The sequence below is a fragment of the Arenibacter latericius DSM 15913 genome (assembly GCF_000424985.1).
Lineage (GTDB): Bacteria > Bacteroidota > Bacteroidia > Flavobacteriales > Flavobacteriaceae > Arenibacter > Arenibacter latericius.
Window position 1 is genome coordinate 176,150 of record NZ_AUKX01000002.1, and the last position, 24,201, is coordinate 200,350.

Genomic DNA, 24,201 nt, shown 5'->3' on the forward strand with positions numbered 1-24,201 from the left:
TAATTGGGAAATATCATAAAAAATAAAGCGACCACTTCTGGTCGCTTTATTTTTTTTTATTCGGTTACTAGAACATCATCGGGTTCTTCTTTAGAGCCAGCTTTTTTGTTCTTCCATGCTATTTTCATCCTATAACTAATATTGAATAGTACAGGAACAATAATCAAGGTAAGGAAGGTAGCTACTATCAGACCAAATATAACGGTCCATGCCAATGGTCCCCAGAAAACTACGTTATCTCCACCTACATAAATATGCGGGTTAAATTCCGAAAACAGGGAGAAGAAGTCAATGTTTAAACCAATTGCCAACGGTATTAGCCCCAATACTGTAGTAATAGCTGTAAGGAGAACTGGTCGTAACCTAGCCTTACCACCCTGAATAATAGCTTCGGTAGCCTCAGTTTTGGTTAATAGGTCAGAATCATCCATCCCCAAACTTACTTTCTTTCTGTCTATCAATATTTGGGTGTAATCTAAAAGTACTACCCCGTTATTCACTACAATCCCTGCCAAGGAAATAATTCCCATCATCGTCATCATAATTACAAAGGACCATCCGGTAATCATTATCCCACCAAATACTCCAATAAAACTCAAGAAAATGGCGATCATGATGATGATAGGTTTAGAGATACCCCCAAACTGAAATATTAGTATCAATAAGATAAGTCCTAAACCGGTAAATAAAGCACCTACTAAGAAAAGCATCTGTTTATTTTGCTCTTCAATCTGTCCTGTATAATCAATTTTAATTCCATCAGGGAGACTTTTAAACTCTTCCATTTCTCTCTGAATTTCCGCTACAACTGCAGCAGCATCGGTAAATCCAGGTTGTAGTCCGGAGTAAATGGTTACTACTCGTTTGCCATCTCGATGTTTTATGGCGCTAAAGGAAGAGGTGTTTTTTTCGGTAGCTACCGCAGAGATAGGGATTTCTTTGATCTGGCCGGTAGACGGATCTCTAAAAATGATATTCTGATTAAATAGGGCACTTCTATTATAGCGTAAGTCTTTATTGAATCTTACGTTGATATCATAATCATCTCCTCCTTCTTTGTAAATACCAGCCTTTTCACCAAAAATAGACCTACGTAATTGGTTCCCTACCTGGGCAACAGACACGCCTAGTTCCCCTGCTTTCTTCCGATCTACAACAACTTCCATGGAGGGTTTACTCTTATTAACATCTATCTTTATCTCTTCTATCCCAGGGATATTTTTACTATTGATAAAGTTTCTAATATTTTCTGCAGTGTTAATAAGCTCGTCATAATCATCGCCCTCTAATTCTATATTAATAGCGTAGCCTGCTGGCGGTCCGTTGGCATCTTTTTCCACAGATATGGCTACACCCGGATAAACACCACTTAGGCCAGTCTGAACTTTTGCCCTTATATCTTCGGTGTCTATACCTCTACGATATTTAAATTCACTGAAGTTTACGGTCAACTTTCCTCTATGGGGCATTTCTGCTGTAGATCCTCCATCAGTCATAGGGTTACCCGCTCCTTCTCCCACTTGTGATACCGCAGAAGTCACCATAAAGTTTTCCCCATTGTGTAGGTATTCCTCATCATTTAGAATTTCATATACTCTTTTCTCAACCTCTAGCGTTAATTCATTGGTCTTTTCAATAGACGTTCCCTCTGGATATTCTATATATACATAAATTTCATTAGGTCTATTGTCTGGAAAGAACTCTACTTTGGTTCGTCCACTTTCTAGCGATTTTCCAAATAGCCAAAAAACGGCCACCAATAATAAGGCGGTCATCCCAAAATACCAATACACATTTTTGCCTCTCAGAGCATGGATTAAGCGTTTCTCATACCAATTTTCAAAACGGGTCATTACATTCCTTTGGAATCTTAAGGCCCATCTTTTAAGTAAGTATTTATAGGCCCAGAACATAATTGCGGTTACTATCATAACAGTACCAAAACCACGCATGGCACCACCAAATAATAAAATTAATATTCCAAATCCGCCCAGAAATATACTAACGCGAATTAACTGTTTCACTGTGAGTTCTTTCTCGTCTGTATCCATAAATTGGGATACCAACATAGAGTTCATAAAGATGGCTACCACAAGAGAAGATCCCAAAACAACGGATAGGGTGATGGGGAAGAAAATCATAAACTGACCAAAAATTCCTGGCCATAGCCCTAAAGGAACAAACGCGGCTACCGTAGTTGCTGTAGATATGATGATAGGGAAAGCAATTTCTCCAATCCCTTTTTTAGCAGCTTCTATTCTAGGCATACCCTCATCCATTAATCTATATACATTTTCTACTACCACAATTCCATTGTCTACCAACATCCCTAATCCCATAATCATTCCAAAGAGAATCATGGTGTTTAGGGTGTATCCCAACATGGATAAGATCATAAACGACATAAACATGGACATAGGAATAGCAAATCCTACGAAAAGTGCATTTCTAAAGCCTAAAAAGAACATCAGTACGGTGACTACCAAGATAATCCCAAAAATAATGTTGTTCACTAGGTCATCTACCTGGTTTAGTGTTCTGGTAGAAGAATCATTAGCAATGGAAATATGAAGGTCTGCCGGAAAATAATTGGCTTGGGAATTTTTTACAATTTCCCGGATTTGGTCTGCAGCGGATATGGCATTACGGCCTGCACGTTTTTTAACATCTAGCATTACTACGCTCTCTCCAAACTCTCGAGCATAGGTGGTTTTCTCTTTTTCGTCAAAACGTATTTCGGCAATGTTTCTTAGATATACCGCGCCGTTTTCAGATTTCACCACAAAATCTTTCAACTCCAAAGGATCTTCCACTTCTCCTATTATTCTAATGGTACGGCGTTGACCACTAACTTGAAGGTTCCCAGCAGACATAGTCATGTTTCCACTACTTATAGTCTGTATTACATCATCAAAACTAACTTTAGCCGCCATCATTTTATAGATGTCCACCGCTATTTCTACCTCTTTTTCTTGTGCACCGCGGATATCAGCTTTCTTTATTTCGGGAAGATCTTCTATCTCATCTTGGAGGTATTCAGCAAATTCCTTTAATTTTTCTACAGGGTAATCTCCGGTAAAATTGATATTCATTATGGGTACTTCCTCAGAAAAGTTGAGGTCGAACACATTTGGTTCTACTTTGGCTCCATTAAAGGTGGGCCAATCCTCACTAGCTTTTTCTGAGTCCACTTCATCTTTTACCTTCTGCTTTGCGGCTTCTACAGTAATTTCCTCATCAAACTCAACGGTTATAATAGCATAGTCTTCTTGAGAAGTAGAGACTATTTCTACCACATTACTCACGCTTTTTAATCTATCCTCTAAGGGGTCAGTTATTAAACGTTCAATATCCTCAGCAGTGTTCCCGGGATAGGGGGTGCTTATATAAATCTTTGTCTCTATAATCTCTGGAAAGTCTTCCCTAGGCATAGCAAAATAGGCCGACATTCCGATCCATAGAAATATTCCGATCATTACATAAACTACAGATGGATTATCTATGGCCCACGAAGACAGTTTAAACTCTTTGTCTGTGTTCTTTTGTAATTTGCTCATGGACTCCTTAATTAATTATTTTAACTGTTTGGCCATCTTTTACGTTACGCGCCCCTTCTTCTATAATATGATCGCCTTTGGCAATTCCGGATAACACTTCTACCATCCCATCTTGTGTTTTACCGGTGCTAATGATGCTTCTTTTAACTACGGCCTCATTATCATCATTAAGCTCTTTAGCTATAAACGCATACTGCTCCCCCGCGGCATTTTCTGAAATTATACTAGCGGGTATAAGTACAGCATTGTCATTGGTGTAATCGTTTATTAGCACTCTTGCTGTTAGGTTGGGCTTAATCTGTCCCTTATTATTGGGTACCGGAATCTCTATCTTAAAGGATCGGTTACTTGGATTAATGAAATTACCAGTTTGCCTTACTTGGGTAGTAATACTATCTCCAAGGACAGGAAAATATACTTTTGCTTCCTTGCCTTTAACAACACTTCCTAAATAGGTCTCTGGAACTTCTACATCTACATACATTTCCGATAAGTTTACAATCCTAAATACTTCGGAGCCTGGACCTGGGGATACTACATTTCCTTGATTTTTTATGACGTCATCTATTATTCCTGAAAAGGGAGCTCTTATAGTAAACTTTCCAACTTGACTCTTAAGTTGGTCTACCGAATTTTTTGAAGCTTCATAATTGGTTTTAGCCTGTAAAAATTGAATTTCGGAGCCAATTTTTTGATCCCATAATCTTTTTTGACGTTCAAAAGTGGTCTTGGCTAATGCTGCTTGCGTTTCCAATTGCTGTAATTGGCTAGACATTCCACCATCGTTTATGGTAGCTAAAAGCTGCCCTTTAGTTACCTGCTGCCCTTCTTTTACATATACTTTTTCTAAAGTACCTTGCATTTCGGGATAGATTAACACATTTTGCTTAGTTTTTACATCTCCTTGTAGCGATAGAAAATGGTTGAATTTTACGGGGTTGGCTACAATAGTGGATACTAATGGTAGGTTTTTAGTGCCTTCAAGTGATCCAATAGCCGAATCTAATATTTGAATTTGCTGGTTAAATAAATGCTGTTGGTCAGATAGTTCCTTTCTCTTTAACCGAAGCTCTTTAAGATTGCTCTCGGAAATAAGGTCTTCTACCGATTTCTGTTTTTCGGATCCACAGGAGATTAGTAATATTCCTGCTGCCATTATATACGTTAAGTTTTTCATTAGAAGCTATTTATTGATGGATGATCGTGTTTATAATTTAGTATTTAGAACCACTTGTAGTTCGGTCTTTTTATTGATGACCTCTACCATAGATTGTAGGTATTCTTGTTGTGCATTGTAGAGTTGGGTTTGTGCCTGTCTTAGCTCAAAGCTAGTGGCAATCCCTTCCTCATACTTAATTTGATTTTTACTCTCTATGCGTTCTGCAAGCCCTAGGTTTTCTTTTGCAGTATTATATTCTTCTATGGAAAACAGGTAATCGCTTTTAGCCTTTTCATATTGTAAACGAAGATTTTGCTCTGTTTCCGAAAGTTGTGTCTTCGCTTGGTCTACGGCAATTTTTGCCCGTTGAGTTTTGGCACTTCTTCCCAATGAACTAAAAATAGGAATGTGAAGGTCTAAGCCAAATACGGAAGATTCAAACCATTCTACCTCATTGCTAAAAAAGTTAAAAGAATCACTATAAGCAGTGCTCCCATAATTTATAAAAGCATTAAGTGTTGGCAAGGCCATGCTTTTTTGCAATTTTAGTTCTAATTCCCTTTGTTTAAACAAATTGGTGGCAATTTTAAAATCTACATTGCCTTCCATTATAAATTCGGACTCCAATAGGTCTGGTCTTATTTGCTGCTGCGCCAGATCGTTAAGGTTTTCCGTTAATATAGTGGGTTCATTAATGTCTATTCCCAAAACTAAATTTAACATCTGCAGTGTAATATCCTGAAGGCGTAGGGAGTTCTTTAATTGGTTGTCTATAGAGGAAAGCGTAATTTGTAATTGTTCTACACTTTCTTCCTCTCCCAACCCATTTTCATATAACTTTTGGGTCTCTAAGAGATTTTTTTCCAAATTGGCTTTGTTCTTTCTAAATATGTCAACACTCTCCTTGGCTAATAAGACATTTCCATAGGCCTCTACTACTGCCTTACGAATTTCTAGATCGGTTTTTTCTTTGTTGTTCTTACTATATTGTATAAAGGTCTTTGCTGCTTGGACCCCTACAATATACGAACCGTCAAATATCTGTTGCCTTAAAGTGGCAGAGGCATTGGCGGTCTGTGGCTGACCGAAAACGATTGGAATAAATGTGCCTGGTTCCCCACCACCAAATTCTGCGGGAATTAGGGATACTTGTTGTTTAAGCTGATTTTGGTAACTAACATCACCACTTATTTGAGGCAATCCCGTAGCGATGGTTTCCCATTTTTGCTTCTGAGCGTCCGTTAGGTCACGCCCCGCATTTATAGCACTGTAATTATTTTCGAGGGCAAATTCAATTGCTTGTTCCAAGCTGAATTTATGGACTTGCTCTTGAGCGTTTACCCAGCTAACTAAGAGCATTAGAAATATGGTTAACCTATTTTTCATCGAATTCTGTTTACTGTTTTAGTAATTGGTTATATAAGGGTTTTTATTCTTTATTGGATTGGATAATTTTATTTAAATAATCTCTTCCTTTTGGGGTTACAATGCCTCGTAAATAATATTCCAAAAAATTGCTTTGTAAACTATCCATTGGAAAAAGGTCTTTAGGAAACATTTCAGGGTCCTGGATACTGGTCATCCCGGAGATGTAAATCCTAGACACAAAATCTATATTTATATCCTCCCGATAGACTCCCGATTTTAATCCCCTTTTTAAATTATTGATGATGCATTTCTGCATAAGGGTATTTTGTTTGGTTTTTAGATGTCCGGCTATTTTGGGATAGTATTTATGTAATTGGTACTGGGAGGCTGATTTTTCATCCTTTATATAGTAGATGACGTATTTTTTAATATCGTACAACTCCTCAATGGGATTTTTACCTAAGGCGCATATTGTATTTATACCCTCACTTATTTTATCGAATAGCTGACTGGTACACTCCTGTACCAGTTTAGTTTTGTTTTCGTAGTGAGTATAAATGGTTTTTTTAGAAATGCCAATTTCATTTGCCAGATCATCCATGGTAACACTTTTAACCCCTAGGTTTAAAAATAGTTCCGTAGCCTTATCTAATATTAACTCCTTCATATTGGCCGCAAAGATAGTTAGGAAACTATTAAAACCAATAAAGTTTCCTTGATTCTTTTCAATTTTGATTCAGGTGATATTATGAACCGTTTAATTCTTTATGCATACTGAAGGGTTTGATGTATTTTTGGAGAAAATTATGTTCCTATGCCCAAAATTGACCAATATCGATCTCATTTTTTAGCTTATTTAGAAAGTAAGAGTCTAGTAGAAGAGCCTAGAAATCTTTATGAGCCAATTTCATATATACTTCATCTTGGAGGAAAGCGATTACGGCCGGTACTCACCCTTATGGCAACAGATATTTTTGGGGTAGATTATAAAAAGGCAATGGATGCGGCATTGGCTATTGAGGTGTTTCATAATTTTTCTTTGGTGCATGATGATATTATGGATGGGGCACCCCTGCGTAGGGGTAAGCAAACCGTGCATGAGAAATGGGATGTAAATACGGGGATTTTATCGGGGGACGCTATGCTGATCTATTGCTACCAGCTTTTAGAGAGTTATCCTGATGCTGTTTTTAAAGAACTGATGCAACTGTTTAGTAAAACAGCAATGGAAGTTTGTGAAGGACAACAATACGATGTGGATTTTGAGACTAGGGACGATGTAAGTATTCCAGAATACTTATTGATGATTCAATATAAGACTGCTGTTTTGGTTGGCGCCGCTATGAAGATGGGAGCTATAATCGCAGATCAGCCCAAGTCGGTCCAAGATGCCATCTATGATTTTGGAAAGTATTTAGGAATCGCTTTTCAATTACAGGATGATTATTTAGATGCTTTTGGTGATCCCAAAACTTTTGGCAAGCAAGTAGGAGGGGATATTATGGTTAATAAAAAGACTTATTTGTATTTAAAGTCTTTGGAGTTGGGAAATTCCATACAAAAACAAGAGTTGGAGCATTTGTTTTCTATAAAGCCTGCAGATACCTTACATAAGGTTACTACTGTTAAAGAGTTGTATGAAGAAACTGGGGCAGTAGATGAGACCTTAAAAGAAATAGAAGGATATACCCAAAAGGCATTTGCTCTTTTGGATGAGCTCCCTATAGATCAGTCTAAAAAGGAAATGTTAGCCCAATTTGGCACCTCCCTAATGAAACGGGAGGTGTAAAATAGGCTGTTTATTACTTTTTCATATTAGCTAAGAATTCTATTACATCTCTAATTTCTCTCTTAGACATAAGGGTGCCCATTGCTGGCATTCCGGAGGCCATATTTTGCCGTTTGGCAACTCTTGATGTAGCAATAACTAAGGGCTCTGCATCGGAAGTTCTTAAGGTGATTTCATCCTTATTTTCCGATGTTAAGATTCCCGTTACTACCTGTCCTTCTTTTAAGGTGAGGGTAACAGTACCATAACCAGGAGCCAAACGCTCACTAGGCTGTATTAGGGATTCTAATAGTTGTTCTCTGCTTAAAATATTTCCAATATTGTCCATCGGGGGACCTACAGTGCCGCCTTGTCCATTTACGGAATGGCAGCGAACACATTGTCCTGCAGAATTATTGTTAAAATACTGGTATCCTGCCCATCTATTTCCTCCGGTAAGGGTTTCTTTGTAGGCTTCCAGGCCATCTCCTTTAGATCTTATCTGATCTAATTGCGCTATTAATTCTTCAGATTCGCTAGCTTCTACCGCTTCTATTAAATCTAGGATTACTCCGCTAGCTAGTGCATTGGCATTGGCTTGTTCAATTAAGGAAGTTAAGACCTTACTAGATTTATTGACTGGCATTTCCCCTAAAACACTTAACATCTTTTGTTGTTCCGCAAGCGATCCGCTATTAAAAATAGGAGTTACAATACTTGGAAGTTTTTCCTTATCAATATCCAGTTGATTAAGTAACCCCAAAGCCACGGTGCGCACATGCTGATTCTTATCGCGCATGCCATCTTCCATAACTTCTTCAATCTTATCGTATTTTAAATCTCCAAGCGCTACTAACATTGCGGCTCTTACCTCTGGGGAAGAATGCGTTTTCATAAGTTTTGCCATTTGAGATTGGTACCCGTCTAGCTTTAAGATGCCAATAGTTTTGGCCATGGCAGTAAGCATTTTGGGATTAGAATCTTTCATGAATTCAGGAATATGCTTCTCTAGTTTCTGGCGTACTACTTTTTCATCTCTCCATACTTCACCTCTGTACCTACCATCTACTCTGTCTAATACAGAAGGTGAAGCCCATGTGCCGATTGTTGTTAAGGCCTCGCTTCTTAGGGTAGCAGATACATTAGATCTTCTTGCGAAATTAATTAATAGATCTAACTCCTTATCACCACCTACCCTAAGGGCAGCGTTAATGCTTCTGCGCAATAGAGGTTCCGAGGTAAACCGTTCTTCTTGTAAGAGGGAGGCTAATGCTGGAAGCGCATTTTCTATGGACCAATCGTCGTTGATGGCCCTTGCAGCTTCGGCTACAAGATATTCGTCCTCATCCTTTAAGAATAGGGCCACCTTTTCGCTCTGCAGTCTTCGTAAGACCAAAACAGCGGCTAAACGCAAGCTAGGATGTTCGCTTTTAGCTAATTGAACTATGGGTTGTACTTGCCCAATCCTAGACAAAGCTAAAACAGCGGCATGTCTTAGGTAAACATCCTCGTCATTATTCGCTTTCAACATTTCCAATAAAGGATTAATCGCTTCGCTTTCCTGGATTCTACCAAGAGCTTGGGCAGCAAAGAATTGTACCCTAGCATTATTATGTTGCAGTAGGGGTATTAAATTTTTTCCTACCGCCTTATACTTTAAATCTCCAAGCACCTTAGCTGTTTGTGCTATAATTTCTGCATCCTTGTCTTGCAATAAAGGAACTAATAAGGCTGCTCGGCCTCTTTTATATCGTGCTAATTGACCTATTCCCCAAATACCATGGATGCGAGCTAATTGATTGTTATTTTCTTGTATAGCATCCTTAAGGCCTATTAAGCCATTCTTATCCTTGGCAACCAATTCGAATTGTGCTTTCTGCCTTATCCGCATATCTGGATAAGCTAACAACTGGGTGAGTTTTTCTATGCTTTGATTTTTATAATCCAAGGTCATTAAACGCTCAGTCTCTTTTCTTTCTGTCGCTAGGTCGTTTCTGTTTTTGCTTACATCTAATTTCCAAACCCTTCCGTAGTTTTTTGTGCCCCATCCGTTAATCCAGTCGGCAAGATACAGGGCTCCATCTGGTGCGAAGCGAATTCCTGTGGGAAGTATTCCGCTAAGAATATTTTGTTCGGTAATTAACTCAAAAGAGGCTCCTTTAGGTTTTAGGTTAAAACTCCAGATATTGGATCTACTTGGATTTCCAACAAATTCTACCAAGAAAAACTTATTTCTCCATTCTTTTCCTAATGCAGTTCCGGGGTTATAAGCCATTCCTGTTGGGCCATTGTGAAAGTTCATTATAGGAGGAATTATGTAGGCAGCCTGATCTTCCCAGCGAGGAACAAAGAGCTTTTCATCCATCCAAACGTTATAGCCGTTATTTTTAGGATCTGTATATTTCCCGTATTGCCAATTTGCTCTCCATCCTGCATCCGAACCCTCTACAATATATACTAATCGTTCACTTTCTCCACGGTGGTCACCATCGTTGTCCGAACTGATAATATTGCCATATTCATCAAACACAAATTCGTGAGTGTTACGCAATCCCCTAGCAAAAACTTCAAAATCGCTTCCATCGGGATTAGATCTTACAATAACTCCCTGATTGGGATATTTGTGATTTGTTCCGTCTGCTGTGGTGATATTAGCCCCTATGTCGCCAATTCCCCAATATATTTTTCCATCAGGTCCTTCTATAGCGCCAGACATACCGTGACCGCTAAAACCAATATGTATTCCATAGCCATGGGAGATAGAAGTTTTATGCTCCATTATTCCGTCTCCGTCCTTATCTGTAAAACGCCACATGTCTGGGGCAATACCTACAAACATATCGTTATCTCTTACTAAGAGGGCGCCTGCTACATCGGACACCTCCTCATTAAAATCGTTAACTATCCTAGTGGCAATATCAGCCCTACCGTTTTTGTTGAGGTCTTCTAACTTCCACACTTCGTCTTTTTCTACAGTAAGATCGCGCCAATCGTGGATGCTATCCTTATTTAAATCTTTTAACCAGTTGTTTTCTTCACTTTTATCAGTTGCGAAGGTGCTATGTAAAAACTTTCTTCTGTCTTCTACAGATTCTAACGCTATGGAAGGGGTCATCCAATCCCTAAACCCCCTAATATCGAACTCAGAATTTTTTTGCCGATTAGTTCTTGTTAAATAGATGTTTCCTTTGTTATCTATAGACATCGCTACAGGATCTGGTGCCAAAGAATCCGATGCCCATAGGGAAAGAGTAAGTCCTTTTGCGACTTGGGCTGGTACATTTTCTTCTATTTCCTTAAATCTAGCGGCTGCGGTTAAAGAATCTTCCTGAATTACAAGCAAAGGTTCCTTTGTGATTTTCGACGCTTCTTTTTTACAAGAGGAGATAAGCAGCGTAGTTAAGAAAAGAAAAAGGAAGGTACGGTGGAAAAATATGGTTCTCATTGATTTTGATTAATGTTTTGTTTTAAGGGTATGCCCGCTTATAGTTTACGGCAGTACGTTTAAATGTAGGTATATTGAAATAGGGGTTATAATTATGCTTGTTAAAATTTAATGATTCTACGTATCAAAGCTAAAATAAATTCTTTTTTGGGACAGGCAGCAATAATTTGAAGATCTTCCCAAAGATTGGTTTCCTCATCCAAAAATTTAAATATTTTTTGCGGAGATTGATTTTTAAAAAGCTGTTCAAATATTAACTGCCCTTTACTGTTGTCTCTATGCAAAATGTCTAATAGCAGCAAGTCATAAAACCAAAACCGATTTCTTTTTCCAAACTTGTTCAAAGGTTGTTCTTTTTTTAGAAAGGGAATCAATTCTTGAACCTTTTTATAAGAATGCATAAAGGTATAACCCGAACTTGGTTTTGCCCACCCTCCGGAGATGCCAATATGCATCACATTACTAGTGTTGTAGCTGTTGAAATTAAAACAGCTCATGGGGATATTACCCTTTTCATGAGCGGTAATTTCATATTCCTCACAATTTAAGTGGTCTTTCATATAGGCCTTTAATCCATCTTCATATTCTGAAGTTGACAATACCTCCTTAGAAAATAGCGTATATTCTATTAAGGCTTCGGTTGTAGAGGTAGGTAATACGTACATAAACCGAGTGTTCCCTTTTTGGGGAATGGAAAAATCCATAAAGGTAGCCTGGTCCGGATTAAATATAGGCTGAGCTGTTTTTATAAACCAACCAAGAAAATGCTGTTGCAATACTGGGTATTTATTTTGGTTTAAGAGGGCTTTATAATCAAAAGCACTGTTAAATACCTTCTTTGCATGGTAGGAGGAGGTAGATGTTGTTATTTCTACATGTGAGCTTTTGTCCTTTACCTCAGTTACCGTTTCCATTACAAGGGAGATATTGGGGTGATTTCTAATTCTCTCTAAATAGTTGGCGTAGAAATGGTCTCCCCGAACCATTTTATAGGAATATGGGGTAAGCTTAAAGTGATTGGAATACACTTTTCCAGCAAAAAAGATCTGGTTCCAATTCTTGTAAATCACCTCCTTAAATCGGGTGTCTCCAGTCTCCCAAAAACACCAGGTCCGATCATTTTCTTGTTTCTTTTCTTTATCTAATAGTAAGATGGATTTATCAGCAAAAAAAGGATCCTTGCCAAGTGCATCGGCAAGCATTAATCCGGACGCACCTGCGCCAACAATAATATAATCGTATAAAGTCATTAAGTGTGTTGCTGTTATTTATGCTTTACCCTCGTAGAGGTACTCCCTTAATTATTTAGGGTTTTTCAAAAATACTAAGAACTTAATTACAAATCATACTAACCCCTATTATGTAGTAGTGGAGTGCTACTTCTAATAACATAATGGGAATAACCCATTTAGATAAGGAAGTTTAGATTGAGGAGTACTATATTTAGTCTTAGCTAAATATTTGTTTTTAGGAATAAAAATGTAATTTTGCGTAAACGGCAATACCATGACTCGGTCAGAAGAAAATTATATTAAAACCATCTTTCATATTGGAAGGCAGGGAAAAGAGGCAGTTTCTACTAATTCTATTGCAGAGCAAATGGATACTAAGCCATCTTCCGTAACGGATATGGTGAAGAAGCTTGCGGAAAAGGATTTGGTGAACTATAAAAAGTACCAAGGAGTCTCCTTAACAGAAATGGGCAATAAAATTGCCTTGGGAGTAATAAGAAAACACCGCTTATGGGAAGTGTTTTTGGTGGAGAAGCTCGATTTCTCCTGGGATGAAGTGCATGAGGTGGCAGAGCAGTTAGAGCATATAAAAAGCGACAAGCTTATAGATCGTCTAGACCGCTTACTGAAGTATCCGAAATATGATCCTCATGGGGATCCTATTCCCGATAAGGACGGAGGCTTTGAGGAAAGGGACGAAATATTGCTGAGTGAAGTTCCCGTAGGAGGCGGAGGAATTTGCGTTGGAGTAAAAGATTCATCAGCTAGTTTTCTAAAGTTTTTAGATAAGAATAATATTGGTTTAGGAGATCATATTCAAGTATTAGAGATTGAAGAATTTGATGGGTCATTGTTGATTGGAATAGGAGAAAATCAAAAGCAAATTTCACATCAGATTGCCGCTAACCTATATATAAAGTTGAAGGAAGAATGAGAATTGAGCAGATGACAAGAATAAGAAAATGTAAAATGGGTCTAGAAAACGGTTTTAATAAGTGCACTAGTGGAGTGTTTGCCTTAGATATAACAAAAGTAATGTGCTTTTTTGGAAGTAGAAGCTTCGTTATGATTGTGCTATTGTTAGGTTTAGTGGGTTGTAAGTCTAACTCCAATAGTAAGGACAACGGCAAACTTAAAGTAGTGGCCACTACTTCTATTATTACAGATCTATTACATCAAATAGGGGGAGATGCTATAGAAATTCAAGGACTTATGGGGAGTGGAGTAGATCCCCATCTCTATAAGGCCAGCGAGGGTGATGTAAATAAACTATTTAATGCCGATGTCGTTTTTTATAGTGGCTTGCACTTGGAGGGGAAGTTGGTAGATATTTTTGAGAGAATGGAAAAGCAACATAAAAATACAGTTGCTATTACCGATGTTCTAGATAGGAAAGAATTATTGGCTTCTGAGCAATTTGGCTCTAATTATGACCCACATATTTGGTTTAATGTGGGCTTTTGGAAACAAATAACCCAATATGTAACGGACAAGCTTAAGGAAAGAGATCCGGAGAATGCGGAGCTGTTTGCGGAAAATAGCAAGCAATATTTAAAGGAACTGGATGCTTTAGAGGTAGAGATAAAAGCGGTCATAGAAACACTTCCCAAGGAGAAACGCATAGTAGTAACTGCCCATGATGCTTTTAATTATTTTGGAACGGCATACGGTTTTCAGGTACTAGGCTTGCAAGGAATTTCTACGGCTACGGAAGCTGGAGTACAAGATGTTCAACAGTTGTCGCAGTTTATTATAGACAATAAGGTAAAGTCCATTTTTATAGAAACCTCCGTGCCTAGACGTAATATAGAGGCGCTGCAGGCAGCGGTAACATCTAAGGGGCACAATGTAAGTATTGGAGGGGATTTATATTCAGATGCTCTAGGTACAAATGGAACTGTAGAAGGCACTTATATTGGGATGTTTAAATATAACGTAAATACCATTGTTAATGCTTTAAAATAGGTGTAAAACTACTGTTTAAATAGTGGTAGTAAGGACCAAATAGTCTATACCTAATGCAACAACAAATAATACCCACGAGGCAAAATGAAGGATAAAATAGCCATTAAAGTAGATGACTTAACGGTAGCTTATAATTTTAAGCCGGTGTTATGGGATGTGGATCTCTCTATCCCAGAAGGGGTGCTTATGGCCATTGTAGGTCCTAATGGGGCAGGGAAATCTACTTTGATTAAAGCGATGTTAGATATTGTAAAACCCATTGCAGGTACCATAGAAATATTTGGGAAACCGTATAAAAAGCAATACAAAGAGGTGGCTTATGTTCCCCAAAAAGGTAGTGTAGATTGGGATTTTCCCACTACAGCCTTAGATGTGGTGCTCATGGGAACCTATGGAAGTCTAGGTTGGATAAAACGGCCGGGGAAAACCGAGAAGAAAGAAGCTTTGGAAGCTTTGGAAAAGGTAGGGATGCTGGAGTTTAGAAGTAGACAGATAAGTCAGCTTAGTGGGGGGCAGCAACAACGGGTGTTTTTAGCGAGAGCTCTGGTACAAAAGGCTAGTATTTATATTATGGACGAACCTTTTCAGGGGGTAGATGCCACGACCGAAAAGGCCATTATCAATATTTTGAAGGAATTAAGGAAATCGGGAAAAACCGTGGTAGTAGTGCATCACGATTTACAAACGGTTCCCGAATACTTTGATTGGGTAACCTTTTTAAACGTAAAGAAAATAGCAACGGGCTCAGTCAAGGATATTTTTAATGATGATAACCTTACTAAGACCTACGGGATTAATTATAAGGTTAGTTTATTACAATAAAGTTTTATGTCCGTACAGGAATATTTTTCATTAGTATTTTCCGATTATACCCTGCGTACCATTACGTTGGGTACTGCAATTTTGGGAATAGTCTGTGGGATGCTGGGTAGTTTTGCCGTTCTGCGAAAACAAAGTCTCTTGGGTGATGCTATTTCGCATGCAGCTCTTCCAGGAATCGTAATAGCGTTTTTAATCACCGGTGCAAAAACGAGCAACACCCTATTAATTGGTGCATTGATAAGCGGACTGATAGGTACTTTTTGGATTAGTGGTATTATTAAGAAAACCCATCTTAAGTCCGATACCGCCCTGGGTTTAATCCTTTCCCTGTTTTTTGGTTTTGGGATGCTCTTATTAACTTTTGTTCAGAAAATGCCCGATGCGCAGCAGGCGGGGTTGGATAAGTACCTTTTTGGACAGGCAGCTACTTTGGTAGAAAGCGATGTGTGGTTAATGGCTGTAGTAATGGGAATATCCCTATTAGTGTTAATCATTTTTTGGAAAGAATTTAAAGTGCTCCATTTTGATCCTGATTATAGTAAATCCCTAGGGATAAATACCAAATTATTAGATGTTCTAATAACCACCTTAATTGTTATGGCAATTGTGATAGGTCTGCAAACGGTAGGTGTGGTACTTATGAGTGCCATGTTGCTTGCTCCTGCGGCGGCAGCTAGGCAATGGACTAATAATTTAGGGATAATGGTTTTCCTCGCATCACTTTTTGGGGCTTTGTCTGGAATTTTCGGGACTGCAATCAGTGCTACTTCTAATAACCTGCCTACGGGGCCGGTAATTGTTTTGATTGCGGCTGCCATTGTGGTGATTTCTTTTGTATTCTCCCCAGGGAGGGGGATTTTGTTCCGTGAGATTAGGCATTGGAAAAATAGGAACGATCTACAATTGCATAAGACGCTGTATTTTATGTTTGAAATTGCCAAAACCCATAATGATATATCTCACCCCCATAAGATTAAGATTCTTAATAATTTTCAGGGATATACCAGGAACTCTTTAAAAAACTTAGAGGATAGAGCCTATATAACCGTAGATGGTCCTATGTGGTCTCTTACCCAGAAAGGGTATGATAAGGCCATGAATTTGTATAACCAGCAAGACAACACCCATGACTAGCGCGCAAATAGAAATACAACTTATTGCTTGCATCGTAGCTGTAGCCTGTGCCATTCCGGGTACCTTCTTGGTACTTCGTAAAATGGCGATGATTAGCGATGCTATTAGTCATTCTATATTACCTGGAATCGTAATTGGATTTTTCCTTACCGAAGACTTAAACTCCCCGTGGTTAATCTTATTGGCTGCCTTTAGTGGGATACTTACGGTAGTACTAGTAGAATATATCCAAAAGACGGGATTGGTGAAAGAAGACACGGCTATTGGGCTGGTTTTCCCCTCTCTTTTTAGTATTGGGGTAATATTGATTGCCAAAAATGCAGGAGATGTTCATTTAGATGTGGATGCCGTACTATTGGGAGAGCTTGCTTTTGCGCCCTTCGATCGTATGATAATTGGAGGTGCAGATATGGGGCCAAAATCCCTTTGGGTAATTGGGATAATTTTATTGGTGACTCTTACCCTTTTATTGGCATTCTTTAAAGAATTAAAGATTAGTACTTTTGATAAGCAATTGGCGGCCACCCTTGGGTTCTCTCCAGTTATTATGCATTATGGACTTATGACCGTTGCTTCTGTTACTACTGTTGGGGCTTTTGATGCAGTGGGGGCAATTTTAGTAGTGGCACTTATGATTGCGCCTCCTGCTATGGCTTACCTTTTAACCAATAACCTTAAGAAGATGCTTTTGATAGCTTCCGGTTTTGGAATTATTGGTGCGATTCTTGGCTATTGGGTGGCTCATTGGTTAGATGCTTCTATCGCAGGTTCTATTACCACCGTTTTGGGCGTACTATTCTTTTTAATATATATGTTCTCTCCTAATAGAGGGCTAATCTCTGTGTTATATCGGCAAAAACGACAAGAAGTGGAAGTGCATTTACTAACCTTTTTATTGCATCTCCAAAATCATTCAGAAAAATCGGAACGCCATATTAATCACCTAAACGAACATATTAATTGGCATAAAGTACGTGCACAGTCCGTCTTGGATTTAGCCTTGAAAAACAATATGATTACCATAGATGATAGTATTATTTCCTTGACCGAAAAAGGGAAGACGTTTACTTCCGAGGCTATTAATTACATCATAACCAATAAAAGTGCTGCCATAGAGGAAATGAAAGACCGATTCTTTTTGTTTAGAGGATAATCACTTTTTTTTGAAGAAATTACAAGTTATTTTTGGTTTGTTATTTTAAAGCCCAAGAGGCTAAGCCGTAATTTTAACAATCCAATAGCTATATTTTCATGTCGTATCGATTTCTATTATTCTTATTAATTCCTTTCCTAAGTTTTAGTCAGGCAGAGGATAAAGTTTTTTCATATTTAGATGTATTTGATCTAGAATACGTCTCCGATCCTCAAATTTCTCCTCAAGGGGACTGGATTGTATATCGTAGAATGGGATTTGATATTATGGAAGATAAAGCTGTGGGTAACCTTTGGATGATAAAACCCGATGGTTCCCAACACCAAAAGATCACGTCTAGGGAAGTAAATGAATCTAGTCCAGTATGGTCGCCCAAAGGCGATAGATTGGCATTTGTTAGTGCTACAGACCAAGGTGCAGAGATTTTCATGTATTGGATGGAGTCCGGAAAGCTAGCTAAGATCTCGCAGCTTCCTTTTAGTCCGTCTTCCCTGTCTTGGTCTCCCCAAGGAGATCAGTTGGCATTTTCCATGCATGTGGACAAAGATGCACCGGTAGCGGCAAAGATTCCTAAAAAACCCAAGGGAGCAAAATGGGCAGAGGCCCCAAGAATAACAGATAGATTACACCACGAAAGGGATGGTAGCGGTTATATCGCTCCAGGATTCAATCATATTTTTCTTATTCCTGCCAATGGAGGAGCAGCAAGACAGATTACTAGTGGGGATTATCATCATAGAGGTCCACTTTCTTGGTCTTTGGACGGACAAAAGATTTATTTTTCGGGGAATAGAAATGTAGATTGGGAATACGATTTTAGAAATAGCGAGGTTTATGCCGTAGATGTGAATAATGGAAATACAGTACAGCTTACCGATAAACCGGGGCCAGACAAAAATCCAATAGTATCTCCTAACGGGAAGCATATAGCCTACTTGGGTTATGAAGATCGGGTGCAGGCGTACCAGGTTACCCGTTTGTATATAATGGATATAAACGGCCAAAACCAAAGGGAAGTTCCTATGGAGTTGGATAGGGATGTAGAGAATATTGTTTGGGATGCCAAAAGTAGAGGACTTTATTTTTCTTATGACGATAAAGGAAATAGTAAGATAGGATATGTTTCTTTAAATGGGAAAACGTCTAAACTTGCCGATGATATGGGAGGGACCACATTAGGTAGACCCTATGCAAGTGGTTCTTTTAGCGTTTCGCAAAATGGGCATATTGCCTATACCTTATCGACCCCTTATCACCCAGCAGAACTTGCCGTGGTGAATTCTAGATCTAATAAAACAGATAAAATCACTGGTTTAAATAAGGCTTTGTTCAATTTTAGAACCCTGGGGAAGGTAGAGGAGGTATGGTATACTTCTTCGGTAGACCAAAGAGAGCTTCAAGGTTGGGTGGTTTATCCTCCCAATTATGATCCTGAAAAAAAATATCCTTTCTTGGTAGAAAACCACGGAGGTCCCATTTTAAATTATGGAGACCGATTTAGTGCAGAGATACAACTTTTTGCAGCAGCGGGCTATGTGGTATTTTATCCAAACCCTAGGGGAAGTACTAGTTATGGGGAAGAATTTGGGAACTTGTTATACCACAATTACCCAGGCGAGGATTATAACGATGTTATGGACGGCGTAGACCATTGTATTAAAATGGGAATCGCTCATGAAGATCAATTATTTGTTACAGGGGGTAGTGCAGGAGGTATTATGTCTGCTTGGATGATAGGGAAGAACAATAGATTTGAGGCCGCAGCCGTTATTAAACCAGTAATGAACTGGATTAGTAAAACATTGGTGGCTGATAATTACTTTGGGTATGCCCATTCTAGATTACCGGGACAACCTTGGGAGAATTTTGAGGAGTATTGGAAATTTTCTCCAATATCCCTAGTGGGCAATATTGAAACCCCTACTTTGGTTATGGTGGGGATGGATGATCTAAGGACACCTCCTAGTGAGGCCAAGCAATTATACCACGCATTAAAGCTACGTAAGATAGAGACTGTTTTGGTAGAAGTGCCCGAAGCTAGCCACGGAATTGCCAATAGACCTAGTAACTTAATTACAAAAGTGGCCAATATTTTGGCGTGGTTTGATAAATACAAGGTCCCTAATAACTAATATATGGCACAGAAAAAAAGAAGCTCTTGGTTGTTGAATTTACTCATAGTGGTGACCTTGATAGTGGTTGCTTTGGCTTTTACAGCTCATTATAAAAACTGGACTAAAATAGAGAACAATTCTTTTCGTATTTTTTCTGGGATTTATTATCAGAAAATTCCATTTTCGGAAATCGATAGCCTTACCATGGTGCCCAAAATCCCATCTATGGAACGTATAAATGGATTTTCGGTCAAAGAAATAGAGAAAGGGGTGTTTAAGGAAGATAGCATTGGGGAAAATAAGGTGCATGTTTTTGTAGATAAACTGTCCCATTCTAAAATAAGAATGGTCTATAACGACTCTTTAAAATTGTACTTTAATTTGTCGGACAGTACAGCAACTAAAACGCTTTACGATTATTTGTCGTCGAAAATTATTGTGGAGAAGGAGTAATTTGCTGATTTATAGTGATATATTGGGTGAGCTTTAAATTCTCTATCTTGGGCCTGCCCAATCTGTTCAGACGGATCTGCGTTCCGTTCAAGCGGGCTTGTTCGTTCCTGTATGGCGGGCCTGCCCGTACTGTATAGGCGGGCTTGCCCGAACTGTATAGGCGGGATTGGAATTGTTAACGGTAAGTTCCTTTCGATGTCGATTAGCTTTTATCTAAGAATATTTCCTAAAACAAAAAATCGCTATTATGAGACAGTATTTATTCCTATTTATTATTATCCCAATGCTGGGTATGTCTCAAATTGACCTCTCCGTTGAGGTGAAAGGGGTTCCTTCGAACAAAGGGAAGGTTAGTGTAGCGCTTTATACAGAAGCAGAAAACTTTTTAAAGTTCAATAAGGTATTTAAGTCCAGTAGTGTTGCTGCTAAAGAAAATACTACAACGGTGCTCATAGATAATCTACCCAGTGGAAATTACGCTCTAGCAGTGTTTCATGATGAAAATGGTAATGATGAATTAGATGTGAATTGGTTAGGTATACCCAAGGAAAAGGTCGCTTTTTCTAATGCTAAGATGAAACTCTTTGGTCCTCCTTCATTTAAGGACTGTGTATTTTATGTCCCGAGAGACATGATAATTGAGGTTTGGTTTAATTAAGGTAAATAGATTAAGAAATAATTTTATGGTATTAATAGCACTGGTTATTGGGGCGTTATACGGATTATTGGCCATTATTTTTGGTGCTTTTGGAGCACACGCGTTGAAAAAAACGCTAACAGCAGAGCAATTAACAAGTTTTGAGACAGGGGTAAAGTACCAGATGTATCATGCTATTTTATTGATAGTGCTAGGGTTTAATTTAAATTTGGAATCGCCTGTGGAAAAGTATATGGCCTATAGCTTTATGCTTGGGGTATTTTTGTTTTCTTTTAGCATATACGGTTTAGTTATAGGAGCTTCAAAAGGTCTTAAAATGCGATTTTTAGGTCCCGTAACGCCATTAGGGGGATTATTATTGGTAGTAGGTTGGGGGCTGTTATTGTTTTCCTTTATTAAAGAATGGGTGTAGAACTGTAAAGAAGATCTTCTATAGTACAAAACGGTATGTTGCTTTTAGTAGGAAAATATTTTTGGGTTTCTCTCCATTAAATATATTATCCTTTAATCCGTTAAAGAGTGAGTGTTGTGGGTCTCCGGTGCGAGATACGTCTTGTGACCACACTAAAAATATCTCGGATCCAGGGATATATTCCCAGCGTAAAACTAAATTTGATCGAAATTGAATTACCGAGAAATTGGGATTAACGAAGGTGAAATCTACTGTTCCATCCATGTTAGAATCTACTGAATAGACATCCTCATTTAGAGTGACTTGGTTGTTTTGATAGGTGGTTACCCTATTTTCAAAAGACTTGGCCAAGGGATCTATTATTTCCTTAAAATTAGAGTAACGACCATTAGAAATAAAGGGCTGCCCCCAATACTGAATAGATAGGTTTGGATTTATGGTATAATTTAATCTTAGGGACATGCTCATGGTTTTCTGTTCTACTGTTCCGTTGAGGTAAGTGATGCCGTTGTTGGTAGTAATGTTATTAATATACTGTAAGTTGTTATTAACTGTGCTGTATTCGGGAAAGGCAGAAATACGCAATGCATTTAAAGGTTGATAACTAATTCCAAATTCTATGCTATAGGATTTATTGGAATTGTCCAAAGCTTTACTCCCATTTTGAAATATGGATAATTGAAGTTTTTTACGGCTATCTGTTTCTATCCCATTAGAAAAACTAATTTCTGGAGACAGTCGTAACCTTGGTCCCCCTCTTAACGCAAAATTGGAGTATTGTATGGGGGAGTAATTGAATCCAACATTTGTAAACCAATTGTTCTTACAATTCTGCCAACTATTGGTATTAAATTGTAAAAGGTTATGATTGCCTCCAAAGTCCCAAACGCTCCAATGATTATAATTAATACCTACTTTTCTGAAGGTATTGTTTGGTTTTAGGGTTTGATATCCGATCCAGTTGTAATGCCTTAGGTCATCTGCCTGGCGCTGAAAGCCTACATTGTTAAGTTCTAACTCTGGGGATCTCCAGGTAAATCCGGTTTCAAATTTCCAATGCCCATTTCCTACCTTTCCTAATTGAATATTCCCTCCTGTTCCGCTCATGGAGGTTCTATTGGGGTTAAGGCTTAGGTGTTTTGCGCCAACTCTTTGAAACAAATGAGTTATAGATTTCTGGGTTTTTATAATGGCGGTAGTATCTCCCCGTACATGGCTCCATAGTACGTTTCCTGCTACGTACCAGTTACGCTCATTCCACTGATGTTTAAAATCGAACCCTCCAGAATAAGCAGATTTGTGTAGGAAGTTGAGGTCTTTACTTAAATTCTCTCTGTTAGTAGCAGTGAAAATGCCTCCTATATAGCTATTACGGTCATTATAATCTTTTTGTAGTCGGCCTGCAAAATAGTTAGTCAACGGCTCTACTACCTCTCTTCTTCTCTCACCACTATTATCTATTGTAGCATACTTTCGTGCGGTGGTACTTTCAAGAATACCGATAGACCATCCGTCTTTAGTTTTTCCGCTAAATTTTGCAGCACCTAGAATTGCGGTATTATCAGGTTGATCTACAAATTCTCCTGCTTCGGTTTGTGGAAATCCTTGTGGACTTCTTCCTATTCTTCTAGAATAAAATACATTATCAAATCCAAAGGTGTTTCCTGCTTGGGATGGAGAGACTCGATAATCGAATATATTTTTATTCTCTACGAAAAATGGACGTTTTTCCTCAAAAAATATCTGGAATCCATCTAAAGCAATGGCCGATGGATCTGCCTCTACCTGCTCAAAGTCCGGATTTATAGTGAGGTCTAAAGTGAGATCATTAGTAATCCCGATTTTGGCATCTAGGCCTGCAGTAAATTTTTCATCTTGTCCCGTTAGAAACGGATTGGTTTGTTCTGCTTCATAAGTTTCTAGTTTAGTAATAGCGTATGGTTGAATTTCTAATTATTTTTGGGGTTCCAAATCACTTATGCCTTGGAGCAGGCCAAACTCACTTACAAATCCAGGGGTGTCTTGTGGAAGACGCTGCCATACGGATCGCTCCTCTTCCCTAAAAAGTCTGCGCATTAATTGTAGTCCCCAAGTTTGCTCCTTGGCCTTACCAAACTTAAGCTGACTTAAAGGTATTTTCATTTCTGCGGACCACCCCTCTAAATCTATATTGGTTTTAGTATACCAGATAGGATTCCAGCTCTCATCCTCATTTTCTCCATTATTAGATTCTAAGATATCTGCTTTAACCCCTGCTGCGGTGACCAAAAAACCGAAGGCGGTGCGTTTATCAAAATAACTGTCGATAAAAATAGCGATCCAACCCCCTTCAAAACCATCTCGTCTAGATAACCGCTTTTCTATTTTGTTGGGTTCACTGTCATAACAACGGATACCAACATAGAGGAAATTATTGTCATAGATAATTTTAAATTTGGTCTGATGATCTGGCTCGGTGTTCTCGTCTGGTCTTTGCTCCACAAAACCACCTTCCCAGGGTACTAAGGTCCAAACATCTTCATCCAAGTTTCCATCTACTTCCGGAGGAAGCATATCTCTTATAGCCTGTGTGGTGTAGATCTTTTTTATAGGGTTTTTTTTTGTAGAGTCTTGAGCGTAGCAAATTACTTGTGTAAATAATAGGACACATAATGCTAAGTAGCTCGTTCTCATAAAATTAATTTTTAGTGGATATTTAAAAGACGACATAAGCCACCGCGCGTTACAACGTTATTGGATTATTTAAGATTTTTTTTAACACATAGGGTGAGCTGACTTTGATCTGCTGATATTGAATGGGTTATGTTAAGTGTTTTTAGGATGGAATAGGACTTAACTTTGTTAAGGAGAGATAATTCTTTAGGTATCGTTTGTCTCAATATATTGTGCTAAAAAAGCAAGAGGAGATGTGCTTTTATAATTTTATTGCCGAATCAAACCGATTTAATCCTTAAACAGGAG

18 protein-coding genes are annotated in these 24,201 nt (G+C 38.5%); 10 read left to right on the top strand and 8 right to left on the bottom strand.

Going from position 1 to position 24,201, the window contains the following annotated elements; all coding sequences use genetic code 11:
- Positions 1-56 precede the first annotated feature (56 nt).
- The 4 genes from H344_RS0101650 to H344_RS0101665 are packed head-to-tail and all read right to left on the bottom strand — an operon-like array spanning position 57 to position 6,751.
- Positions 57-3,557, bottom strand: a complete 3,501-nt coding sequence (locus tag H344_RS0101650; RefSeq protein ID WP_026808691.1) for an efflux RND transporter permease subunit — start codon at positions 3,555-3,557, stop codon at positions 57-59.
- A gap of 7 nt (positions 3,558-3,564) precedes the next feature.
- Complete coding sequence (locus H344_RS0101655) at positions 3,565-4,734, bottom strand: efflux RND transporter periplasmic adaptor subunit (RefSeq protein WP_026808692.1); 1,170 nt, start codon at positions 4,732-4,734, stop codon at positions 3,565-3,567.
- 30 nt (positions 4,735-4,764) lie between these two features.
- Positions 4,765-6,102, bottom strand: a complete 1,338-nt coding sequence (locus H344_RS0101660; RefSeq protein ID WP_026808693.1) for a TolC family protein — start codon at positions 6,100-6,102, stop codon at positions 4,765-4,767.
- 43 nt (positions 6,103-6,145) lie between these two features.
- Positions 6,146-6,751: a TetR/AcrR family transcriptional regulator gene (locus tag H344_RS0101665; protein ID WP_026808694.1), complete on the bottom strand. Its 606-nt coding sequence runs from the start codon at positions 6,749-6,751 to the stop codon at positions 6,146-6,148.
- Between the two features lie 147 nt (positions 6,752-6,898).
- On the opposite strand from H344_RS0101665, the gene H344_RS0101670 reads away from it, so the two are divergent.
- Positions 6,899-7,873 (top strand): polyprenyl synthetase family protein, encoded by a 975-nt coding sequence (locus H344_RS0101670; protein ID WP_026808695.1) that lies wholly within the window; start codon positions 6,899-6,901, stop codon positions 7,871-7,873.
- A gap of 13 nt (positions 7,874-7,886) precedes the next feature.
- Here the strand turns inward: H344_RS0101670 and H344_RS0101675 are convergent, their stop codons facing one another.
- Positions 7,887-11,297, bottom strand: coding sequence for a HEAT repeat domain-containing protein (locus H344_RS0101675; protein ID WP_051254017.1), 3,411 nt, complete (start codon positions 11,295-11,297; stop codon positions 7,887-7,889).
- A 101-nt stretch (positions 11,298-11,398) separates the two neighbouring features.
- Positions 11,399-12,547, bottom strand: a complete 1,149-nt coding sequence (locus H344_RS0101680; RefSeq protein ID WP_026808697.1) for a lycopene cyclase family protein — start codon at positions 12,545-12,547, stop codon at positions 11,399-11,401.
- 256 nt (positions 12,548-12,803) lie between these two features.
- Between H344_RS0101680 and H344_RS0101685 the strand changes: the two genes are divergently transcribed.
- The 9 genes from H344_RS0101685 to H344_RS0101725 all read left to right on the top strand — a co-directional run bounded on the left by H344_RS0101685 (position 12,804) and on the right by H344_RS0101725 (position 21,240).
- Complete coding sequence (locus tag H344_RS0101685) at positions 12,804-13,463, top strand: metal-dependent transcriptional regulator (RefSeq protein WP_026808698.1); 660 nt, start codon at positions 12,804-12,806, stop codon at positions 13,461-13,463.
- Between the two features lie 131 nt (positions 13,464-13,594).
- Complete coding sequence (locus H344_RS0101690; protein ID WP_240484929.1) at positions 13,595-14,494, top strand: metal ABC transporter solute-binding protein, Zn/Mn family; 900 nt, start codon at positions 13,595-13,597, stop codon at positions 14,492-14,494.
- Positions 14,495-14,578: 84 nt separating this feature from the next.
- Positions 14,579-15,316 carry a metal ABC transporter ATP-binding protein gene (locus H344_RS0101695; protein WP_026808700.1) on the top strand — a complete coding sequence of 246 codons (738 nt, stop codon included), beginning with the start codon at positions 14,579-14,581 and terminating at the stop codon, positions 15,314-15,316.
- A 6-nt stretch (positions 15,317-15,322) separates the two neighbouring features.
- Positions 15,323-16,450, top strand: coding sequence for a metal ABC transporter permease (locus H344_RS0101700; protein ID WP_026808701.1), 1,128 nt, complete (start codon positions 15,323-15,325; stop codon positions 16,448-16,450).
- Positions 16,443-17,603: a metal ABC transporter permease gene (locus tag H344_RS0101705; protein ID WP_026808702.1), complete on the top strand. Its 1,161-nt coding sequence runs from the start codon at positions 16,443-16,445 to the stop codon at positions 17,601-17,603. The genes H344_RS0101700 and H344_RS0101705 overlap by 8 nt, the downstream gene beginning before the upstream one ends.
- A 98-nt stretch (positions 17,604-17,701) precedes the next feature.
- Positions 17,702-19,735 (top strand): S9 family peptidase, encoded by a 2,034-nt coding sequence (locus tag H344_RS0101710; protein ID WP_026808703.1) that lies wholly within the window; start codon positions 17,702-17,704, stop codon positions 19,733-19,735.
- A gap of 3 nt (positions 19,736-19,738) precedes the next feature.
- Positions 19,739-20,170, top strand: a complete 432-nt coding sequence (locus H344_RS0101715; RefSeq protein ID WP_026808704.1) for a hypothetical protein — start codon at positions 19,739-19,741, stop codon at positions 20,168-20,170.
- Between the two features lie 247 nt (positions 20,171-20,417).
- The gene (locus H344_RS19550; protein WP_034255984.1) at positions 20,418-20,828 is read left to right on the top strand and encodes a DUF2141 domain-containing protein; all 411 of its coding nucleotides are present in this window, start codon (positions 20,418-20,420) and stop codon (positions 20,826-20,828) included.
- Positions 20,829-20,853: 25 nt separating this feature from the next.
- Positions 20,854-21,240, top strand: coding sequence for a DUF423 domain-containing protein (locus H344_RS0101725; RefSeq protein ID WP_026808705.1), 387 nt, complete (start codon positions 20,854-20,856; stop codon positions 21,238-21,240).
- A gap of 18 nt (positions 21,241-21,258) precedes the next feature.
- Here the strand turns inward: H344_RS0101725 and H344_RS19555 are convergent, their stop codons facing one another.
- Both H344_RS19555 and H344_RS22335 read right to left on the bottom strand, forming a co-directional pair.
- Positions 21,259-23,187, bottom strand: coding sequence for a DUF5916 domain-containing protein (locus H344_RS19555; protein WP_316929553.1), 1,929 nt, complete (start codon positions 23,185-23,187; stop codon positions 21,259-21,261).
- 6 nt (positions 23,188-23,193) lie between these two features.
- Complete coding sequence (locus H344_RS22335) at positions 23,194-23,913, bottom strand: carbohydrate binding family 9 domain-containing protein (RefSeq protein ID WP_316929552.1); 720 nt, start codon at positions 23,911-23,913, stop codon at positions 23,194-23,196.
- Positions 23,914-24,201: the final 288 nt, after the last annotated feature.